11 protein-coding genes and 2 pseudogenes are annotated in these 17069 nt (G+C 58.7%); 7 read left to right on the forward strand and 6 right to left on the reverse strand.

Annotation, left to right across the window (positions count from 1 at the left end):
• Nucleotides 1-1011 (forward strand): PQQ-dependent sugar dehydrogenase (locus AB4048_RS24590; protein ID WP_442204618.1); only part of this gene is annotated, 1011 nt, incomplete at its 5' end.
• Between the two features lie 934 nt (nucleotides 1012-1945).
• Nucleotides 1946-3090: pseudogene (locus tag AB4048_RS24595) on the forward strand (fumarylacetoacetate hydrolase family protein).
• Nucleotides 3091-3294: 204 nt separating this feature from the next.
• On the opposite strand, the gene AB4048_RS24600 reads toward AB4048_RS24595, so the two are convergent.
• Genes AB4048_RS24600 through AB4048_RS24615 form a run of 4 tightly spaced genes read right to left on the reverse strand, consistent with a single transcriptional unit; the run spans nucleotide 3295 to nucleotide 7894 of the window.
• Nucleotides 3295-4116 carry an alpha/beta hydrolase gene (locus AB4048_RS24600; RefSeq protein ID WP_442204619.1) on the reverse strand — a complete coding sequence of 274 codons (822 nt, stop codon included), beginning with the start codon at nucleotides 4114-4116 and terminating at the stop codon, nucleotides 3295-3297.
• 16 nt (nucleotides 4117-4132) lie between these two features.
• The gene (locus AB4048_RS24605; RefSeq protein ID WP_442204620.1) at nucleotides 4133-5620 is read right to left on the reverse strand and encodes an NAD-dependent succinate-semialdehyde dehydrogenase; all 1488 of its coding nucleotides are present in this window, start codon (nucleotides 5618-5620) and stop codon (nucleotides 4133-4135) included.
• 16 nt (nucleotides 5621-5636) lie between these two features.
• A complete protein-coding gene (locus AB4048_RS24610; protein ID WP_442204621.1) occupies nucleotides 5637-6863 on the reverse strand; it encodes an iron-containing alcohol dehydrogenase in 1227 nt (408 codons plus the stop codon).
• Nucleotides 6860-7894, reverse strand: coding sequence for an Ldh family oxidoreductase (locus tag AB4048_RS24615; protein ID WP_442204622.1), 1035 nt, complete (start codon nucleotides 7892-7894; stop codon nucleotides 6860-6862). Before AB4048_RS24615 ends, AB4048_RS24610 begins: the two co-directional genes overlap by 4 nt.
• Before the next feature lie 88 nt (nucleotides 7895-7982).
• Between AB4048_RS24615 and AB4048_RS24620 the strand changes: the two genes are divergently transcribed.
• From AB4048_RS24620 to AB4048_RS24640, 5 genes are all read left to right on the forward strand, one after another.
• Nucleotides 7983-8684 carry a GntR family transcriptional regulator gene (locus AB4048_RS24620; RefSeq protein WP_442204623.1) on the forward strand — a complete coding sequence of 234 codons (702 nt, stop codon included), beginning with the start codon at nucleotides 7983-7985 and terminating at the stop codon, nucleotides 8682-8684.
• A 37-nt stretch (nucleotides 8685-8721) separates the two neighbouring features.
• Nucleotides 8722-10275: a sugar ABC transporter ATP-binding protein gene (locus tag AB4048_RS24625; protein WP_442204648.1), complete on the forward strand. Its 1554-nt coding sequence runs from the start codon at nucleotides 8722-8724 to the stop codon at nucleotides 10273-10275.
• Entirely contained in the window at nucleotides 10272-11264 is a 993-nt protein-coding gene (locus AB4048_RS24630) for an ABC transporter permease (protein ID WP_442204624.1), read from the forward strand. The genes AB4048_RS24625 and AB4048_RS24630 overlap by 4 nt, the downstream gene beginning before the upstream one ends.
• A gap of 55 nt (nucleotides 11265-11319) precedes the next feature.
• Nucleotides 11320-12270 carry a substrate-binding domain-containing protein gene (locus AB4048_RS24635; protein WP_442204625.1) on the forward strand — a complete coding sequence of 317 codons (951 nt, stop codon included), beginning with the start codon at nucleotides 11320-11322 and terminating at the stop codon, nucleotides 12268-12270.
• A gap of 62 nt (nucleotides 12271-12332) precedes the next feature.
• Complete coding sequence (locus AB4048_RS24640) at nucleotides 12333-12947, forward strand: DJ-1/PfpI family protein (RefSeq protein WP_442204626.1); 615 nt, start codon at nucleotides 12333-12335, stop codon at nucleotides 12945-12947.
• Nucleotides 12948-13278: 331 nt separating this feature from the next.
• Here AB4048_RS24640 and AB4048_RS24645 read toward each other — a convergent pair whose 3' ends face one another.
• On the reverse strand, nucleotides 13279-15153 hold the full coding sequence (locus AB4048_RS24645; RefSeq protein ID WP_442204627.1) for a glycerophosphodiester phosphodiesterase family protein: 1875 nt from the start codon (nucleotides 15151-15153) through the stop codon (nucleotides 13279-13281).
• 338 nt (nucleotides 15154-15491) lie between these two features.
• Nucleotides 15492-17038 (reverse strand): annotated as a pseudogene (locus tag AB4048_RS24650) (acid phosphatase).
• Nucleotides 17039-17069 lie beyond the last annotated feature (31 nt).

Consider the following 17069-nt stretch of genomic DNA (forward strand, 5'->3'; position numbering starts at 1 on the left):
GCGATCAAGCGACCCAAGGATCTCATCATGGGATGGATGGAATCGCTGACGACATCCGGAGGCTCTGGCAATGAAGACAGCAACAAAATAACCCTTCTTCGCGACGCCGACGGTGATGGCGTCGCGGAGGTGCAGGAGACCTTCCTCGACCACCTGAACTCGCCCTTCGGCGTGGCGCTGGTGGGAACCGATTTCTATGTCGCCGACACCGATGCGATCCGCAAATTCTCGTACRCGCCCGGCGAAACGACAATCAGCGATCCYGGAACCGTCTTCACGCCTCTGCCAGGCGGGCCKATCGATCATCACTGGACTAAGAGCCTCGTTGCCAGCGGCGACGGCAACCTCCTCTATGTGGGYGTAGGGTCCAACAGCAACATCACGGAAAACGGAATCCRGGCCGAAAAGRACCGCGCGGCTATCTGGGAGGTGGATCGAGCCACCGGYCGCCATCGCRTTTATGCGGATGGCCTGCGCAATCCGAATGGATTGAGCTTCGAGCCGAAGACCAATGCCTTGTGGACGGTCGTCAACGAGCGKGACGAGCTTGGCCCCAACCTCGTGCCCGACTACATGACCTCGGTGAAGGACGGCGGTTTCTACGGATGGCCTTACAGCTATTTCGGCCAGAACGTTGATCCGCGGGTTATGCCACCCCGACCCGACCTGGTCGCCAAGGCGATCGTTCCCGATTATGCCCTAAGTGCTCACGTAGCCCCGCTCGGCATGGTCTTCTATAACGCAGACAATCTTCCCGAGTCTTATCGAGGTGGYGCTTTTGTCGGCGAACATGGGAGCTGGAACCGAGATACGTTCAACGGCTACAAGGTCATCTTTGTGCCCTTTAAAGACGGACGCCCGAACGGCGATCCCCAGGACGTGGTGACCGGCTTCCTGAATGAGAAAGGCGAGGCACGAGGTAGACCTGTCGGCCTTGCCGTCGCCAAGGACGGTGCCCTTCTTATTGCCGACGATGTCGGCAACACGATCTGGCGCGTGACAGCTAAGTGAAGTCTAATCTCGAAGGGCGGGGTGGCTTTGGCATTGAAAGCGGGGATCACGTCGCCCAGCATACATCTGAACCCAGATGACGCGGCATCACATAGAAAAAGCCACCGATACGATTTCATCTACGCCCGCATCGGTGGCCTCAGTCCCCAGTTCCTAACATCTGTGAAGTTATCTCTGCGTGCCGTTACGTGATATGACCCGGAAGGCGTAAAAGCGGGGTTTGAAAAGGTTCATTTGGGTGGCCGGCAGTTGGAACTGACTTCTTCGATCCGCCTGCTTCGCGGTTATTCTCCACTTTGGCGGGGCCTTTTTACTTCGCCGTGTTTTCTGGAACATGTCTCCGGCCTATTGGTTGTCCTCGTTACCCAACCAGGAGTAAAAACATGCTGTTTAAGATTTTGTCAGTTTCATTGTTGGCTTTTTCTATGTCGCGCCTTTGCTCAAAGCAACACCGGTAGCAAAGGCGGCACTAATGCTGCCGGCGGCAAAGACAGCAGCTCTGCGGCCGGTGTTGCCACATAAACGCGGCGTCAGTGAATTTGGCATAGAAACGGTGGGAGCGGGGTAAGGGAATAGCAACGGCGGCTCTGGCGACCTCGTTCGCTCGGGACGCGGTCGCCACCCCAAGCGATTACAACATGGCTTTCTGACAAAACGGGTTAGAAATCCGACACCGACTGGCCCGCCGTGCAGGTAGGGGGCATAAAATTGAGAGATGTGCCCGCGCGGATAAGCCACTGCTCTACCCAAGCTAACCTGTGAGGTGCATGCCGTGACCCGAGAATTTTGGATCAGGCACTGCAAACGGAGTTCCGACGTCGTCCGAGGCTCACGGTTTGGAGATACTCGCGATGAGATGTGCGAGCTAGGCACTGGTCCGACTGCCGGGAGATGCGAGGCGCGTTCGCACCGAATGCCAACAATTGAGGATAAAATGGACTATTCTATATTTTCATCGGGCGTGTTTGTGGGCCGGATCTGGAACCCACTAGTTAAAGGACCTTGTGTCGTCACTGTTAGAGATGGCCACGTCATCGATATCACGCCAGGAAGGTGCCCACCGTCCGCGATCTGTTAGAGTTGGAGAATCCGACGTTGTTCGTGCGTAGCTCTAGCGGTCGCGCCATTGGCGCTATTTCCGACATTCTCAGCTCGAAGAGTAACAGGTCACTCGAGGAAGCCCACCTATTAGCACCTTGCGATCTTCAAGCGATCAAGGCTTGCGGCGTTACCTTCGCACGATCAATGATCGAACGGGTCATCGAGGAGAGAGCCGCCGGGAATCCAGATCGTGCTGCCGCAATTCGTAAAAAGGTGGCCGCGGCGATCGGTGAGAGTCTTCACAATCTCAAGGCCGGCTCGGACGAGGCAGCAAAGGTCAGAGAGGTGTTGATTAAGGAGGGGGTCTGGTCTCAGTACCTCGAAGTCGGAATCGGCCCCGACGCAGAGGTTTTCACAAAATCTCAGGTGATGTCATCGGTGGGGCATGGGGCAAACGTTGGTCTGCACCCCATTTCGAATTGGTCGAATCCTGAGCCTGAAGTTGTGCTTGCCGTAAATTCTGCCGGTATCGTCCGAGGCGCCACCCTTGGCAACGACGTTAATCTTCGGGACGTGGAAGGACGATCAGCGCTTCTGCTTGGTAAGGCGAAAGACAACAACGCGTCGTGCTCGATCGGCCCCTTCATTCGGTTGTTTGACGATGGCTACACAATAGAGGACGTGCGAGCGGCCGAGCTTTCCCTTATTGTGCGGGGTGAGGATGGCTTTGAACTTCAGGGCCGGAGCAGCATGAAAGAGATAAGTCGGGATCCTTTGGATCTAGTCTCCCAGACGATCGGTAAGCACCATCAATATCCCGACGGATTCATGCTTTTCATGGGTACTCTCTTTGCCCCAACAGAAGACCGAGATGAACCAGGCCAGGGTTTCACGCACAAACTCAACGACGTCGTAACGATTTCAAATGACAAGCTCGGGTCTCTCACAAATACCGTCAAGCTCTCGACACATTGCGATCCATGGATCTTTGGTACGTCACACCTAACGCGAAACTTGGCCCAACGTGCCCTGATCTAGGCTCAGGTGTGGCATGCGGCTTGAGACGTCCGGATCCATTCGGCGTCGAGGCATCAGCCTCAACGCCTTATCAGATTTTGCGGATCGAGCCCGGTCCTTCGTGAGTTTCCGGATAGATTGGTCGCAGTTTTGGCAAGGGCGGTGAACTGGTCTGGCGCGGCACTTCCAAAGTTCTGTCATTGTTGGCCGCGGCTCAAACCCCTTTCACAGACTGCGTGCTATGACGTCGGAGAGGAGCTCCGCTGTGGCGGTTCCTGCGATACCGAGGTCCCTGACGCTGCTCATATGATTGGCCCGCCCGATCGCTCTTCTCACGACCGTGAGTCCCTGTTTCTCCAGAGAACTGGCAAATTCGTTTGCCTGTCGATGGAAAGGAGGCGTCTCGTCAGCGCCTACAGCGACAACAACGTGGCAGCTTTCATCGTGGGTATGAGTGAGCGGCGAAAATGCTGCGACTTCTTCATCGGTGATGGCGATTTCAGCTTGGAGGAACGATTTCTGCAGGGGTTCCAGGTCGAAGATGCCGCTGAGAAGCAGAGCCGCCCCGACATCCGATTTGGTATCACCCCTGTGAAACAGGAAGCTCGCGAGATGAGCGCCAGCGGAGTGGCCACTGATGGAAAGGCATGCTGGATCGCCGCCGTAAGATGATATGCGTTCCAACACCCATCTCTTCGCAGCCCGTACCTGGTCGACGAGCACATCCATCCGGACACCAGGCATCAACGCGTAATCGACGATGACCGCGATTGCTCCAGCACGTGTGACGGTGTCGGCAACATAGGAGTAATCCTTTTTTGAGAACATCCGCCAATAGCCGCCGTGGATGAACATGTGGACCGGCAGGTTTTGGCGGCTGCCCTCCGGGAAGAAGATGTCCACCGTTTCGCTAGCAGATTCTCCGTAGGGCACGTTTGGCACCATCGGCAACCTATCCCGCGTCCTAGCGCTCGCTTCGACGATCTCTGCCACGATCGCATCGAAGTCTGCGACGTGGCCGCGGATGCGGAATGGGTCCGTCTCCAAGAATCTTTCCTCCGGTTCAGAAACTGGTCGCGATATATTTTGCTTCCATAAATTCGGCAATGCCATGGTGCTGGCCACCTTCACGCCCAAGACCGCTCTGTTTGACGCCGCCGAAAGGCGCTGCCGGATCGGACATCAGCCCACGGTTCAAGGCGATCATCCCGGCCTCGAGCCCGGCGGAGACGCGCAGTCCACGGGCAAGGTCGCGCGTGTACACGTAGGCGGCTAGACCATACTCGGTGTCGTTCGCCCGGCTGATGGCCTCTTCTTCGCTGTCAAACCGGTAGAGAGGCGCAACCGGTCCGAAGATTTCTTCGTGGGCCATTTCGGAGTTGGCTGGCACGTCAGCAAGAACCGTGGGTGGGTAGAAGAAGCCGGCTTCCGCGGGCATCTCGCCCCCACAAAGAACGCGGGCACCTTTTTTCTTCGAATCCTCGACCAGCCGGCTGATCTTCTCGACCGCCTTCCGCGTGATCATCGGTCCACAGTCGGTCTGAGCGTCAACGCCTGCCCCCACTTTCAAGGCGGCCATCCGCTTCGTCAGTCCGTCCGCGAAAGCATCATAAATTCCTGACTGAACGTAGAACCGGTTGGCGGCGGTGCAGGCTTCCCCGGCGTTGCGCATCTTGGCGATCATCGCCCCCTCGAGCGCCGCCTCCAAGTCCGCGTCGTCGAACACGAGGAAAGGAGCGTTACCCCCCAATTCCATCGCACAGGAAACGACATGTTTGGCTGCCTCGGCAAGCAGCAGACGTCCGACGCCTGTGGAGCCCGTGAAAGAAAGCTTCCGGACGCGGGGATCTGCCAATACTTCGGCAGCGATTGGACCAGGAGTGCTCGTCGTCAGAACATTGACGACGCCAGGCGGTACCCCTGCCTCCTCATAAATTGCGGCGAGAGCATAGGCCGTCAGCGGGGTTTCGCTGGCCGGCTTGAGGATCACTGTGCACCCAGCGGCCAATGCGGGGGCAATCTTGCGAGTAGCCATGGCTGCCGGGAAATTCCATGGTGTGATCAGCAGGCAGATGCCGATCGGCTGATAGTCAACAATAATTCGATTGGTACCAGACGGCGCGAGACCGAACTCACCAGTGATACGAACCGCTTCTTCAGCGTTCCAGCGGAAAAACTCGGCGGCGTAGGCGACCTCGCCGCGCGCGTCGCGCATGGCTTTGCCGTTTTCCATCGATATCAAAGTCGCCAGCATTTCCGAGCGTTCGACCATCAGTTCGAAACAGCGACGCAGGATTTCGGAGCGTCTGCGGGGAGGTGTAGCGCGCCAGGCGGGAGCTGCAGTGGACGCAGCATCGACACTCGCACGGGCGTCCTTGATAGTCGCATCCGGTACTGTAGCAAGAAGAGCGCCGGTAGACGGATCAATGACTTCTATCTGTAACCCAGAGCTCGACTGTCGCCAGCTTCCATTAATGTACAGACCGCGGGCAGCAGCCTGGATGTCGGGTAGTTGGGGGTCAGCCTGAGGTGTCTGCTGGGCAATCGTCATGTCATTTCCTCGATGATTAAATGGCGGAAGCGGCGAGGTCGCCGTCGTACGCTGCGCGCACAAGACGCTTCATGGCGTCGAGGTCGAACGGTCTAGGATTGTTCTTGATCAGTCTGTCGATGCCCAAGGCCTGTTCGGCAGTCCAGTCGAGCTTGTCGGCGGAGAGCCCGAGATCGGCGAGAGTTGGCGTGATACCGATTGAAGCGAAAAGTCTGCGAATTTCTTCAATCGCGGCCTCGGCCATCTCTTCACTGCTCCGTGCCGAGCTGTCTAGGCCGAGGGCCGAGGCGATCTCGGCCATCTCGGCTGCCGAGACGGACCGATTGTAGTTCATGACGTAGGGCATCATGGTCGCGACCCCGAGGCCATGAGCGGTGTGGGTGAGAGCGCCCGCGGGATATTGGACAGCGTGAGCCGCGGCAGTTCCCGCTGTCCCAAAAGCGCAGCCAGCGGCGAGAGCCCCCATCATCACCTCGGCCCGCGCGTCCTCGTCGGCACCATCCTTGCAGGCCTTCTCCAAGCTCCGGCCAAGAAGCTTGATGGCCAACAGAGCAAAATGATCGGTCAACGTGCTCTTGCCAATGAAAACGTGCTTTTGAGCCAGGAGGGGATCGGGTTCCCGGCGCGCCGCTGTGAAGGCTTCGATAGCGTGGGTCAGAGCGTCGGCACCGGCGACTGCAGTCAGTCCGGGTGGGCAGGTCATCGTTAGTTCCGGATCGCAGATTGCCGCGGTCGCGATGAGATAGGGACTGGAAATTCCTACCTTCAACGTGCGGTCGGAATCCGAGATTACCGCGACCGGGGTCACCTCGGAACCTGTGCCGGCCGTCGTTGGCACGGCGATCACCGGAAGGGTTGGCCCTGGGACCTTGTATTCGCCGTAGTAGTCCTGCAACCGCCCCTCATGGCTGAGGAGGAGGGCCGCGCACTTTGCCATATCCAGGCAACTCCCGCCACCGATGCCGATGACCATCTCTGGATCGAAACCGCGCGCACCTTCGACGCATACCGAGACTGTATCGCGTGGAACGTCAGGCTGGACGCCGTCGTAAATCAGCACGTTAATGGAAGCTGCCTCAAGGGCCTTGACGATCTCGGAGAACACGATCGTCGCGGCAAACCGTTCGTCGGTACAGATCAACGCGCGTTTCCCAAGCTTCCCTGCGACGATCGGCAAGGCATGGCGCTGGCCTTTGCCAAACAGAATTTCCTGTGGAAGCCGAATGGCGGCAAAGAGGGTCATTGTCCGTGTCCTTTGACAAGCGATTTGCTGAGAAGACTAAGCGCGTTCAGTTCGTCCCAGAGCCTGGGCGCTACTTCGAAGCCGTCTGAGAGGGCTCGGTCCCGACGCGCAGAAGCGCCATCGCCAGGGATAGTGACGGGGTGGGTGTGATCGGCCGGCTGCGAAGTCCGGACAAGATCTAGATAGGCGCTGCAACGAGCTAATAACTCGGGCTGGGAACCGACATCGATCGCGATCAGCACGTCTCCCTTGTTGCAAACGGCTTCGGAGTCGAGGGTTCCCCGGATGTTCGGGGCGAACGCCGATCCAGCGATCGATGCTACAAGTAACTCAACCGCCAAACCGAGAGCGTATCCCTTTGCGTCTCCGAAGGGGGCAAGCGAACCCTTCATCGCTGCGGATGCATCGATGGTTGGCATTCCGGTCTCATCACGGGCCCAGCCGACCGGGATTGGCAATCCGTTCGCCGCATGATGATGGATCTTGCCCATGGAGACGAGCCCTGTCGCGAGATCGACGACCATTGGCCGTCCTGCGGTTGGAACGGCAATCGCCACGGGATTGGTTCCAAGCAATGCACGTGCGCCACGGTAGGGATGCACCAACGCTTCGCTCGAAGACATGGCCAGCCCAATCTGCCCTTTGCTCGCGAGATGTTCGACGTAATGGGCAAGCATACCGATGTGATTTGAATTGCGGATGCCGGCGACCGCAACGCCGCTTGACGCCGCTCGTTCCGCTATACGCCTCAAAGCGGCGACCGCCACGACCGGTCCGAGCCCTCTAAGGCCATCCACTTCTAAAAAGGCCGACGACCGCCATGTCGCTACGCCCTCTGTTCGTGGATCGGCAAGACCACGCTCGATTCTTGTCAGGATCCGGGGGAGGCGCTGGAGACCATGAGAAGGGTGGCCTTTGAGCTCGGCTTCGACGAGCACCTCGGCTTGGAGCGCCGCATGCGTTGAAACCGCATTCCGCTCTTCCAGAAGCGTTATCGCCAATCGTCTTGCTTCGTCCTTCGTGACCTTCACATCCGCTCCAATATAAAATCCTATAGGATATGGGATTGCATATCGCGGAGCATCATGTTAGCGATTGGTCATGTCAAGAGGCAAAAATATGTTCGATCGAAATCCCCCCGTGGCCAAAGATGCCCCCGATACGAGCGGCTTTATCCAGAGATCCAGCAGTCTGGCGGGGAGCGTGTACGAGGCCATCTTCGCGCAACTGATGTCTCTCAAGATTGCGCCTGGATCGCGGATTACGGTCGATAACCTCGTCCGTGAGTTAAACGTGTCGCAGACGCCAATCAGAGAGGCGCTCGGCCGTCTCGAGGGCGAAGGGCTCGTCGTCAAGACCCATCTCATCGGCTACAGCGCGGCCCCGCAAATCGCACGGCGCCGGTTTGATGAACTCTATCAGCTTCGCCTGCTTCTCGAGCCTGACAGTGCTGCCAGGGCGGCGCTAGCAATGGATGAACAAAAGCTGGCCGTCCTGCGGGAGGTGGCGGGTGTGATGGGCCGCCGCGAGGGCGGCGACGAACGTCTGCGCTATTCGACCTTCGCGAGGCAGGATGCCGTGTTTCATGACAGGATCCTCGAGTTCGCGGGCAACGAACTCATCCGCGAAACGCTCAACCACCAGCACACCCACTTCCACATCTTCCGTCTTATGTTCCATTCACGCGTGACCGAGGAAGCGCTGGACGAGCACGAAGCTCTCCTTGCAGCGTTCGCAGCCGGCGACGCGTCGGCAGCCGAGAAGGCAATGCGGGTCCATCTTGAGCATTCGCGCGACCGGCTTCTGCCGGCCTTCGACTGAGGACCGGTCAATGTCCCACGTCGCGAGTATCGAGAGAATGGGAAGGATAGCCGTGGCGCAAGTCGACGAAAAGATTCGCGATCCAGTCCTTCGGGCCGAAAGTCTTTCCAAGCAATATGGCCCCGTGACGGTACTTTCAGAGGTAACACTCGACATTTTGCCTGGTGAGATCCACGCAATCATTGGTGAGAACGGTGCGGGCAAGTCGACATTCATGCGGCTTCTGTCAGGCTATGCCGAGCCAAGTGGCGGCACGCTTTCCATGGACGGCTGCCAGGTGAGGTTTGCCAAGCCGCAGCAGGCTCAGGACGCCGGAATCGTTCTCGTTCATCAGGAAATCCTGCTTGCTGACGCACTCACCGTCGCTGAGAACCTGTTTCTTGGCCGCGAGCTGCTGCGTCACCGCGTCGTCGACGATCGGACCATGCGGCGCCTTGCGACCGAGAAGCTCGCGGAACTCGGCTGCCTGGTGTCGCCGAACGCGCTCGTGCGCAATATCTCACTTGCCGATCGCCAGCTCGTTCAGATCGCCCGCGCACTCCTTGACGACTACAAACTCGTCATTTTCGACGAGCCGACCGCCGTCCTCACAGGGGACGAGGTTGAACGACTGCTCGGAATTATCCTGCAGTTGAAGGAGCAAGGAGCTGCGGTGCTCTACATCAGCCATCGCCTCGATGAGGTGCAGCGGCTGGCCGACAAGGTCACGGTGCTGCGCGACGGCAAGATGATCGGAACGTATCCTGGCGGCACTCTCAGCCAGATGGATATGGCACGGCTCATGGTCGGACGCGATCTTGCATCGCTTTATCCTGAAAAAAGCGTCAGGGCCACCGGCGAACCAATGCTGACAGTTCGCAATCTGTCGGTTCCGGGTTTCGCCAAGGACGTCTCTTTCCAGGCGCGCAAGTCAGAGATACTGGGTTTCGCCGGGATGATCGGCTCAGGCCGCACGGAACTTTTCGAAGGCATCATGGGGCTTCGTCGGGCCACGGGTACGGTCGAACTCGAGGGCAGGCCGATCAACATCCATTCCCCCCGCGCTGCGATCGACGCCGGTGTCGGTTACCTCACGGAGGATCGAAAAGGGAAAGGTCTTCTGCTTCAGGAGCGGCTGGCCCCGAACCTGACGCTCTCGGCATTGGAGCGCTTTCATCCGGGAATAATGATGCGCCGCCGGCGTGAACAGGCGGCTCTGACTGAAGCGGTTGAAGAGTACGACATCCGGCTCAAGAGCCTGGGCGTGAAAGCGGGACAGCTTTCCGGCGGTAATCAGCAGAAGCTTCTGCTCGCCAAGGTCCTGCTCACCACTCCCTCAGTCGTGGTCATTGATGAGCCCACGCGCGGCATCGACATCGCCAATAAGGCGCAGATTTACGTCTTCATCCAAAGGCTCGTGGCGGAAGGAAGGACGTGCATCGTCATTTCCTCTGAAATGCAGGAATTGATCGGCATCTGCGATCGGATCCTGGTGATGCGCGAGGGGCGCATTGCCGGCGAGGTCTCGGGTGATGAGATGACGGAACACAATGTCGCGCTTCTGGCGACGACTGACGCCGCTGTGGGAAGCAGCGAGGGAGGAAGACGATGACGGTAATCACGGGTTCAGCGGCGGTCAAGCAGGAACGGGAATGGTACATCCACTGGACTGACGTCGGGCCGTTCGTCGCGCTTTTTGTATTGATGGTGATCGGATTTGCGATCAATCCAGATTTTCTCTCGGCGACGAATCTCAGCAACGTCGTTACCCGTAGCGCGTTTATCGCCATCATCGCCGTCGGCGCGACATTCGTGATTTCCTCGGGAGGACTGGATCTTTCCGTCGGATCGATGGCCGCGTTCATCACGGGGATCACCATCATGTTCATGAACAGGATGGCGCCGGAGTGGGGCGTCTCGGCAATTCCTGCCGGAATGGTCGTGGCGGTTTTTGCCGGGACGCTTTGCGGCCTCATGAACGGCCTGATCGTTACCATCGGCAAGATAGAGCCATTCATCGCTACGCTCGGCACAATGGGGATCTTCAGGGCTCTTATCACCTACATGTCCGATGGCGGGACAATCCCGATCGACCGCAGCCTGCGCGACGCTTACCGGCCGGTTTACTTCGGTACCTGGGGAGGAATCCCGGTGCCGATCTTGATCTCGATCGCCGTCGCTGCAGTGGCTTCCTTCATTCTCTACAAGATGAAATACGGCCGGAAATGCGCTGCTGTCGGCGCGAATGAGGACGTTGCCCGGTATTCCGGCATCTCGATCGTCAAAACACGCACGATTGCCTATGCGATCCAAGGTGCCTGCGTCGCGATCGCCGCCATATGCTACGTGCCGCGCCTGGGAGCCGCTACGCCGACGACAGGCGTTCTTTGGGAATTGCAGGTCATTACCGCGGTGGTCATTGGCGGCACTGCTCTTCGCGGCGGCAAGGGCCATGTCTGCGGCACGGTGGCAGGCGCGGTCATCCTCGAACTCATCGCCAACCTGATGGTGCTCTCGGACTTCGTCTCCGAGTACCTCGTATCGGGCGTCCAAGGCGTAATCATCATCATCGCCATGCTTATTCAAAGGTTCTCGAAATAACTCGTGTCAGGACCGCATGAGTTCATGATTTTGGGTCCAATTCTGGGAGGAATGAATGTTCAGTAATAAATGGATTGCGGCTGCGGCCGTAAGTAGTTTGCTTATCGGCGGCCACGCGATTGCTGCCGACAAAAAAGTCGTCGCGGTTTCGATACCAGCAGCCGATCATGGCTGGACGGCCGGTATCGTCTACCACGCACAAGCAGCAGCCAAGGAAATCAACGCCGCATTCCCGAACGTCGAAGTCATCGTCAAGACGTCGCCGTCGGCAACGGCCCAGGTCAGCGCCTTGGAGGATCTTTCGGCAGGACGCAAGCTCGATGCCTTGGTTATCCTGCCTTACACTTCGGAGGAGCTGACGACTCCTGTGAAGGCGGTTAAGGATGCCGGCACGTTCATCACTGTCGTCGATCGTGGTCTCAACGACCCCTCTATCCAAGACCTGTACCTTGCTGGCGACAACATCGCCGTTGGACGCAACACTGCAAAGTTCATGATCGACCAGCTTGGCGGCAAGGGCAATCTTGTGGTTCTGCGCGGTATTCCGACGGTGATTGACGACGAGCGCATCAAAGGCTTTGAGGACGCGATCAAGGGTACCGACCTTAAGGTACTCGACATCCAGTATGCACACTGGAACAGCGACGAAGCGTTCAAGCTTATGCAGGATTATCTGGCGAAGTACCCGAAAATTGATGCTGTGTGGGCCAACGATGACGACATGCTCCTCGGCGTCCTTGAAGCGGTCAAGGAATCGGGGCGCAAGGATATCAAGCTAGCCCTCGGCGGCAATGGCATGAAAGACATCGTCAAAAAGGTCATTGATGGTGACAAGATGACGCCTGTCGAAACACCTTATCCCCCGGCGATGATCAAGACGGCGATCTACATGACCGTCGCCAACCTCATCGGACAAGCGCCAGTGCGCGGGACGGTCAAACTCGACGCGCCGCTGATCACCAAGGAGAACGCAAAGGAATACTACTTCCCCGATTCGCCATTCTAACATTTCACTTAGTTCGGGGCGGCGTGCGCCGCCCCGCCACATGAAGCAAAGAGGAGTAGATTATGCCAGGCAAGAAGATACTGATGCTGACCGGTGAGTTCACCGAAGAATACGAGATTTTCGTCTATCAACAGGCGATGGAAGCCGTTGGACACACTGTGCACGTCATCTGCCCTGACAAGAAGGCAGGCGACCTCATCAAGACATCGCTTCACGACTTCGAAGGCGATCAGACCTACACCGAGAAGCTCGGTCATTTCTTCACGATCAATAAGACCTTCTCGGAGGCAGAGGCGCAGCTCGATCAATATCATGCGGTCTATGCGGCAGGCGGTCGTGGCCCTGAGTACATCCGGACCGACAAGCGCGTGCAAGCCATCGTCCGCCATTTCCATGAGAAGCAGAAGCCGATCTTTACCATCTGCCACGGCGTTCAGATCTTGATAGCAGTCGACGGCGTGGTGCGTGGTAAGAAGGTGGGCGCGCTCGGGGCTTGCGAGCCGGAAGTAACTCTGGCTGGTGGCACCTACGTCGACCTCTCACCAACCGAAGCCTATGTTGATGGCACCATGGTGTCGGCGAAGGGCTGGACGGCGCTCGCAGCATTTATCAGGGAATGCTTGAAGGTACTAGGAACACAAATTAGTCACACCGACGACGTGGCCCAAGCCGCGTAAAACTCTGCGAGTTTGAACCGGCTCAGCGAAGCCAGTTCAAACTCCGTCATCGATCACACCGGACTGAAATGAGATTAGCACGCATTGTCATTCCGCATATCTTCACATCGCGCTATCGGCGTGCGCCGTATGAAGATGAATCATCAACGACGGAAGTGGCGGGTCGCAGAGAGAATTCTGGTGGACGCGAAATACTGATTGAACGCCGGCCAAGCGCAGCTTTCGTTGGCAACGTCAAAAATTCGATGCCGAACTTCACCTCGAACTGACGGCGGTCGAGGCCGACGAGGTCGACATTGACGTCATTGGTCGATGTCTTGATGCTCAGCGCTCAGGCATCCTGTTCGTTTCCAACGAGACGGAAGCTGCCGAGGCCGAAGCTGTCTGCCACCCACAGAAGCAGCCGCTCGGGCAAGGAGAGGGCATTTCGCTGCGCCATCACCTGTCGCGCCAACGCGGGCTGGTTGGTGATAAGCCCGTCCACTCCCATCGAGATCATCCGCGACATCGTCACAGGCTCGTCCACCGTCCAGACGTAGAGCTTCTTTCCTTTCGCGGCGCTCCGCTTCACCAAACCGACGGAGGCCTGTCCGGTGTTTACCGCGATGAAGTCGGCGTCGAGCTTCGAAAGGTCGCCGATGGCTCTGGCGGCCAGAATCCCGGTACGCCATCCCGGTCGCAGTTCCTGCATTTTCTCGACCATCGGCAATTTGAGCGAGATCACGGAGATATTGTCAGTCATTCCCGTCTCTTCGACGATCCGGGCGACCTTGTTCTCCAGGTCGACATTGTGCCCGTAGTACTTCAGTTCGATCATCACCTTCGACCTTCCGCGCGCGGCCATGAGCACGTCGTGCAGGGTGGGCGTCCGCTCGCCCGCGTAGGCGGGGTCGAACGAGCTACCGATGTCGATGCCGGCGATATCGCTCATCGTCGCGTTCCAGATCTTCAGGTCGACACCCGCCGACTTCATGAAGTCGCTGTCATGGGCGACGATGACTTCGCCATCCGCGGTCTCCTGCACGTCGATCTCCACCCAGTCGGCGCCGTCGTCGATCGCCTTGAGAACGGCCGCCATGGTGTTTTCAGGTCGTATTCCTGCCGCACCACGGTGCGCGATGATCTCGACGGTGCGTGGCGAACCTATTCGCGCGAGCAAACCATCCGTCACGAACAGTCCCGCTGTGACGCAGGCCGACGTGGCTACAAGAATGACCCAAAGCGGCAGTCGGGGGCCGGCATCGGCCGTCGCGGTCGAGGGAAGACCTTCCTGCCCGGACGCCTCCGAGAACTCCGTCAGCAGGAGCCGCGCCAGGGCACCGTTCGCTAGCGCCGATACGACGGTATTCATCAGCCACCAGACCAGCAGCAGGAAGAAAGTCATCGCAGCTATCCCCCGTAGACTGTCGCCCATAAGCGAAGGAACTCCACCGATCATGGCACCAAATAGCGCGGCGATGGCGGCGGCCATGCCAAATCGGAATGTGATCAGGACGACGATCTGCCACAACAGGCTCAACTTGCGCCCTTGAAGCAGCGCGGCGCTCTCTTTGAAGGCGGTCCTTGGCGCGACGCCCAGCCCCACGACGAGTTGCAGGGCGAAGCCCCAGCGGGTCAGAAATGACAGCATGACCAGGCCCATGAGCGTCGCCAAAACTGCGATGATGGCGGCGGCGAACAAGGCCTGCGGCGGATGATAGGTGAGGTAGTAGTTGATGTCGTAGTCGCGCAGTAGCCAATAAGCGGTGGCAGCCATCGCCAGGCCGAAGGGCAGGGCAATGGCGAGAACGCGCAGGAGAAGCCCCAGGCCGAAGCGCATCAGCCGTGGAAAACGCGGAACGACGAAGCCAAGCCCCCGCCGGATCGCGGGAAAGGCATGCCGCTCTCGAACCGCCAGCGTGTACATCATCAACGTGACGTCCAGCGCCGCGGCGGCGATGCCGAGGCTGAGGGCGGCCGCGGCCGCTAGAGCGCCGAAAGGCGTCAGCAGGAGCCGGGCGATGTCCTGATCGGTCATGGCGCTGCGGCCGGAAAAGGCGACGACAGTGCCGAGAAGCAGTCCGATCAATGGTATCAGCAGCGCGGACGTGACCAGTCGGACTACGAGGTGCGTGGCGATGAATGGCACGCGGTAGGCGAAAGCGACGCGGAAATGCGTCGAGACCTTCGACAGTGCCGCGATTGCCTTGCCCGTCGCTGCTCGCACGCTCCGCCTCCGTTAAGTGCCGGGCGTCCCAGCAGCAGTTCTAAAAGACCTGCGAACGATCGTACGAGGCTGATTGACATCGACCGAGTGCACGCCAACGCAGTCGAGGGGCGCGCCAAACGGATGGATTGTCTTAGCCCAAAATGCACCGTCTATCAAAACGGCGACGCTATACTTGATTCAGCACCTTGTCATCTGAGGGGCCGGGGCCGGTATCTACGGTTCTCACTGGGAATAGGAGCGGACTGCAGAAGGGTAGGCGATCAAATACATCCAAATCTCCTATAGCTGTACGGTCGCGTGACAAGGGCAGCGGGTTAGCTGTGGCGAATGCCCTCTCAATGCGCTGTCAGATCGAGCGCGCTTGTAAGGTCCCCAAGGGGTAATTCGCCGTAGGAGGCTACGGCGCTGTCTCGCACCGTAATGCCGTGCAGCGTCGGAAGCTCGAACCGGCGCGTAATGAAGCGCAGGATCGAGGTCGTGTCCATCGGCGTGTGGTCGACGAAGCCGCGGCGCGCGAACGGCGAGATGACAATGGCGGGAATGCGCGATCCGGGGCCCCAGCGGTCGGCCTTCGGTGGCGCGACATGGTCCCAAAGCCCGCCATTCTCGTCATAGGTGACGACGACGATCATGTGCGGCCATTGGGGGCTTTTTTCGAGATGGGCGACAACGTCGGCGATGTGTTTGTCGCCTGCCAGAATGTCGGCGTAGCCGGAGTGCTCGTTCAGATCACCCTGCGGTTTGTAGAATGAGACCGCGGGTAGTGCACCGGCATCGATCTGCTTGATGAATTCGGCACCACCCAACCCTCCGTCACGCAGATGTTGAGCGCGCGCCGCCGTTCCTGGCGCGAAGTTCGCATAATAATTGAAAGGCTGGTGGTGGTATTGGAAGTTAGGAACCGGGGTCTTGTTGCCATGGTCGAGAACGTCCTGCCAGGCGCCGCCATACCAGGCCCAGTTGATATGCTTTAGGCTGAGGAGGTCGCCGATCGTCGGCTCCGTCTGCGGCGGCAGTGTCGTCGGTTTGGTGGGATCGGCGCTGGTCGGATCGGAACCGGCGACCGGCGCATTCCCGCTCGGTTGGTAGGGCGGCTGCATGGTGTTTACGGCGTAGAGTCGGGTGTAAGGTTGCCGTCGCCGGCGAATTTGGGGATGCCGTCGAGTGCCGATCTCGGCGAGTTATCCGCGATTTTCAGTGTGACGCCATCCGGCTCCACAACTGCGATCGACGGCTTAGCCGGATTGGTGTCCGCGTTTGCATAGTAGGGCGCGCAGGCGCAGACCAGCCATTGGTGATTGAAGAACGAGCCTCCGAAGCCACCCATGAAGAAATTATCGGCAAGCGTATATTTCTGCGCGACCGTCCACATGGCTGTCTTCGAACCGTCCCACAGGCCCATTACCATGGCGCCGGAATCGGCATATGCGACGAACTTATTGTTCCTGCCGCCGTCGATCTGCATCTGGTTTTGGTAGAAGCGATGCCAGAGATCGTGGGTGATCGTCCCGAGCGGTTGGTTGAAACCAACGGGATCGTCGACCCAAAAGGGGTGGTTTGCGAGATGCTCGGTCTGCGCTTGCGTGACCGGCGGTACTATACCCTTGGCGGTCAAACCGTCCCAAACGGGCGGCAACTCAGCCAGAGGCGTGTTGTCGCGATCGAGCTGGACGAGCGCGTTGATGGAGGCATTCTGAAGCCCGTTGGCACCCGGAAAATTTCCGTAAAGATTGTCGAAGCTCCGGTTCTCGGCATAGATCACGACGACCGTGTCGATCGCCTTCAGATCGGCGTCGTTACCAGGCCCCGCGGCTCGCGCGGAGGTGAGGGAGCCGACGACAAGGCCGACTGTTGAAGCTGTCAGGATCAATGTCGACCGCATGGTGTCCTCGTTCATATCTGTTTATTGATAT

Source organism: Rhizobium sp. RAF56 (genome assembly GCF_052113965.1).
GTDB lineage: Bacteria > Pseudomonadota > Alphaproteobacteria > Rhizobiales > Rhizobiaceae > Rhizobium.

Coding starts and splice junctions, on each gene's coding strand:
- AB4048_RS24640 (WP_442204626.1), top strand. CDS start 12,333: ATGCCAGGCAAGAAGATACTGATGCTGACCGGTGAGTTCACCGAAGAA.
- AB4048_RS24625 (WP_442204648.1), top strand. CDS start 8,722: ATGGGAAGGATAGCCGTGGCGCAAGTCGACGAAAAGATTCGCGATCCA.
- AB4048_RS24605 (WP_442204620.1), bottom strand. CDS start 5,620: ATGACGATTGCCCAGCAGACACCTCAGGCTGACCCCCAACTACCCGAC.
- AB4048_RS24630 (WP_442204624.1), top strand. CDS start 10,272: ATGACGGTAATCACGGGTTCAGCGGCGGTCAAGCAGGAACGGGAATGG.
- AB4048_RS24620 (WP_442204623.1), top strand. CDS start 7,983: ATGTTCGATCGAAATCCCCCCGTGGCCAAAGATGCCCCCGATACGAGC.
- AB4048_RS24610 (WP_442204621.1), bottom strand. CDS start 6,863: ATGACCCTCTTTGCCGCCATTCGGCTTCCACAGGAAATTCTGTTTGGC.
- AB4048_RS24635 (WP_442204625.1), top strand. CDS start 11,320: ATGTTCAGTAATAAATGGATTGCGGCTGCGGCCGTAAGTAGTTTGCTT.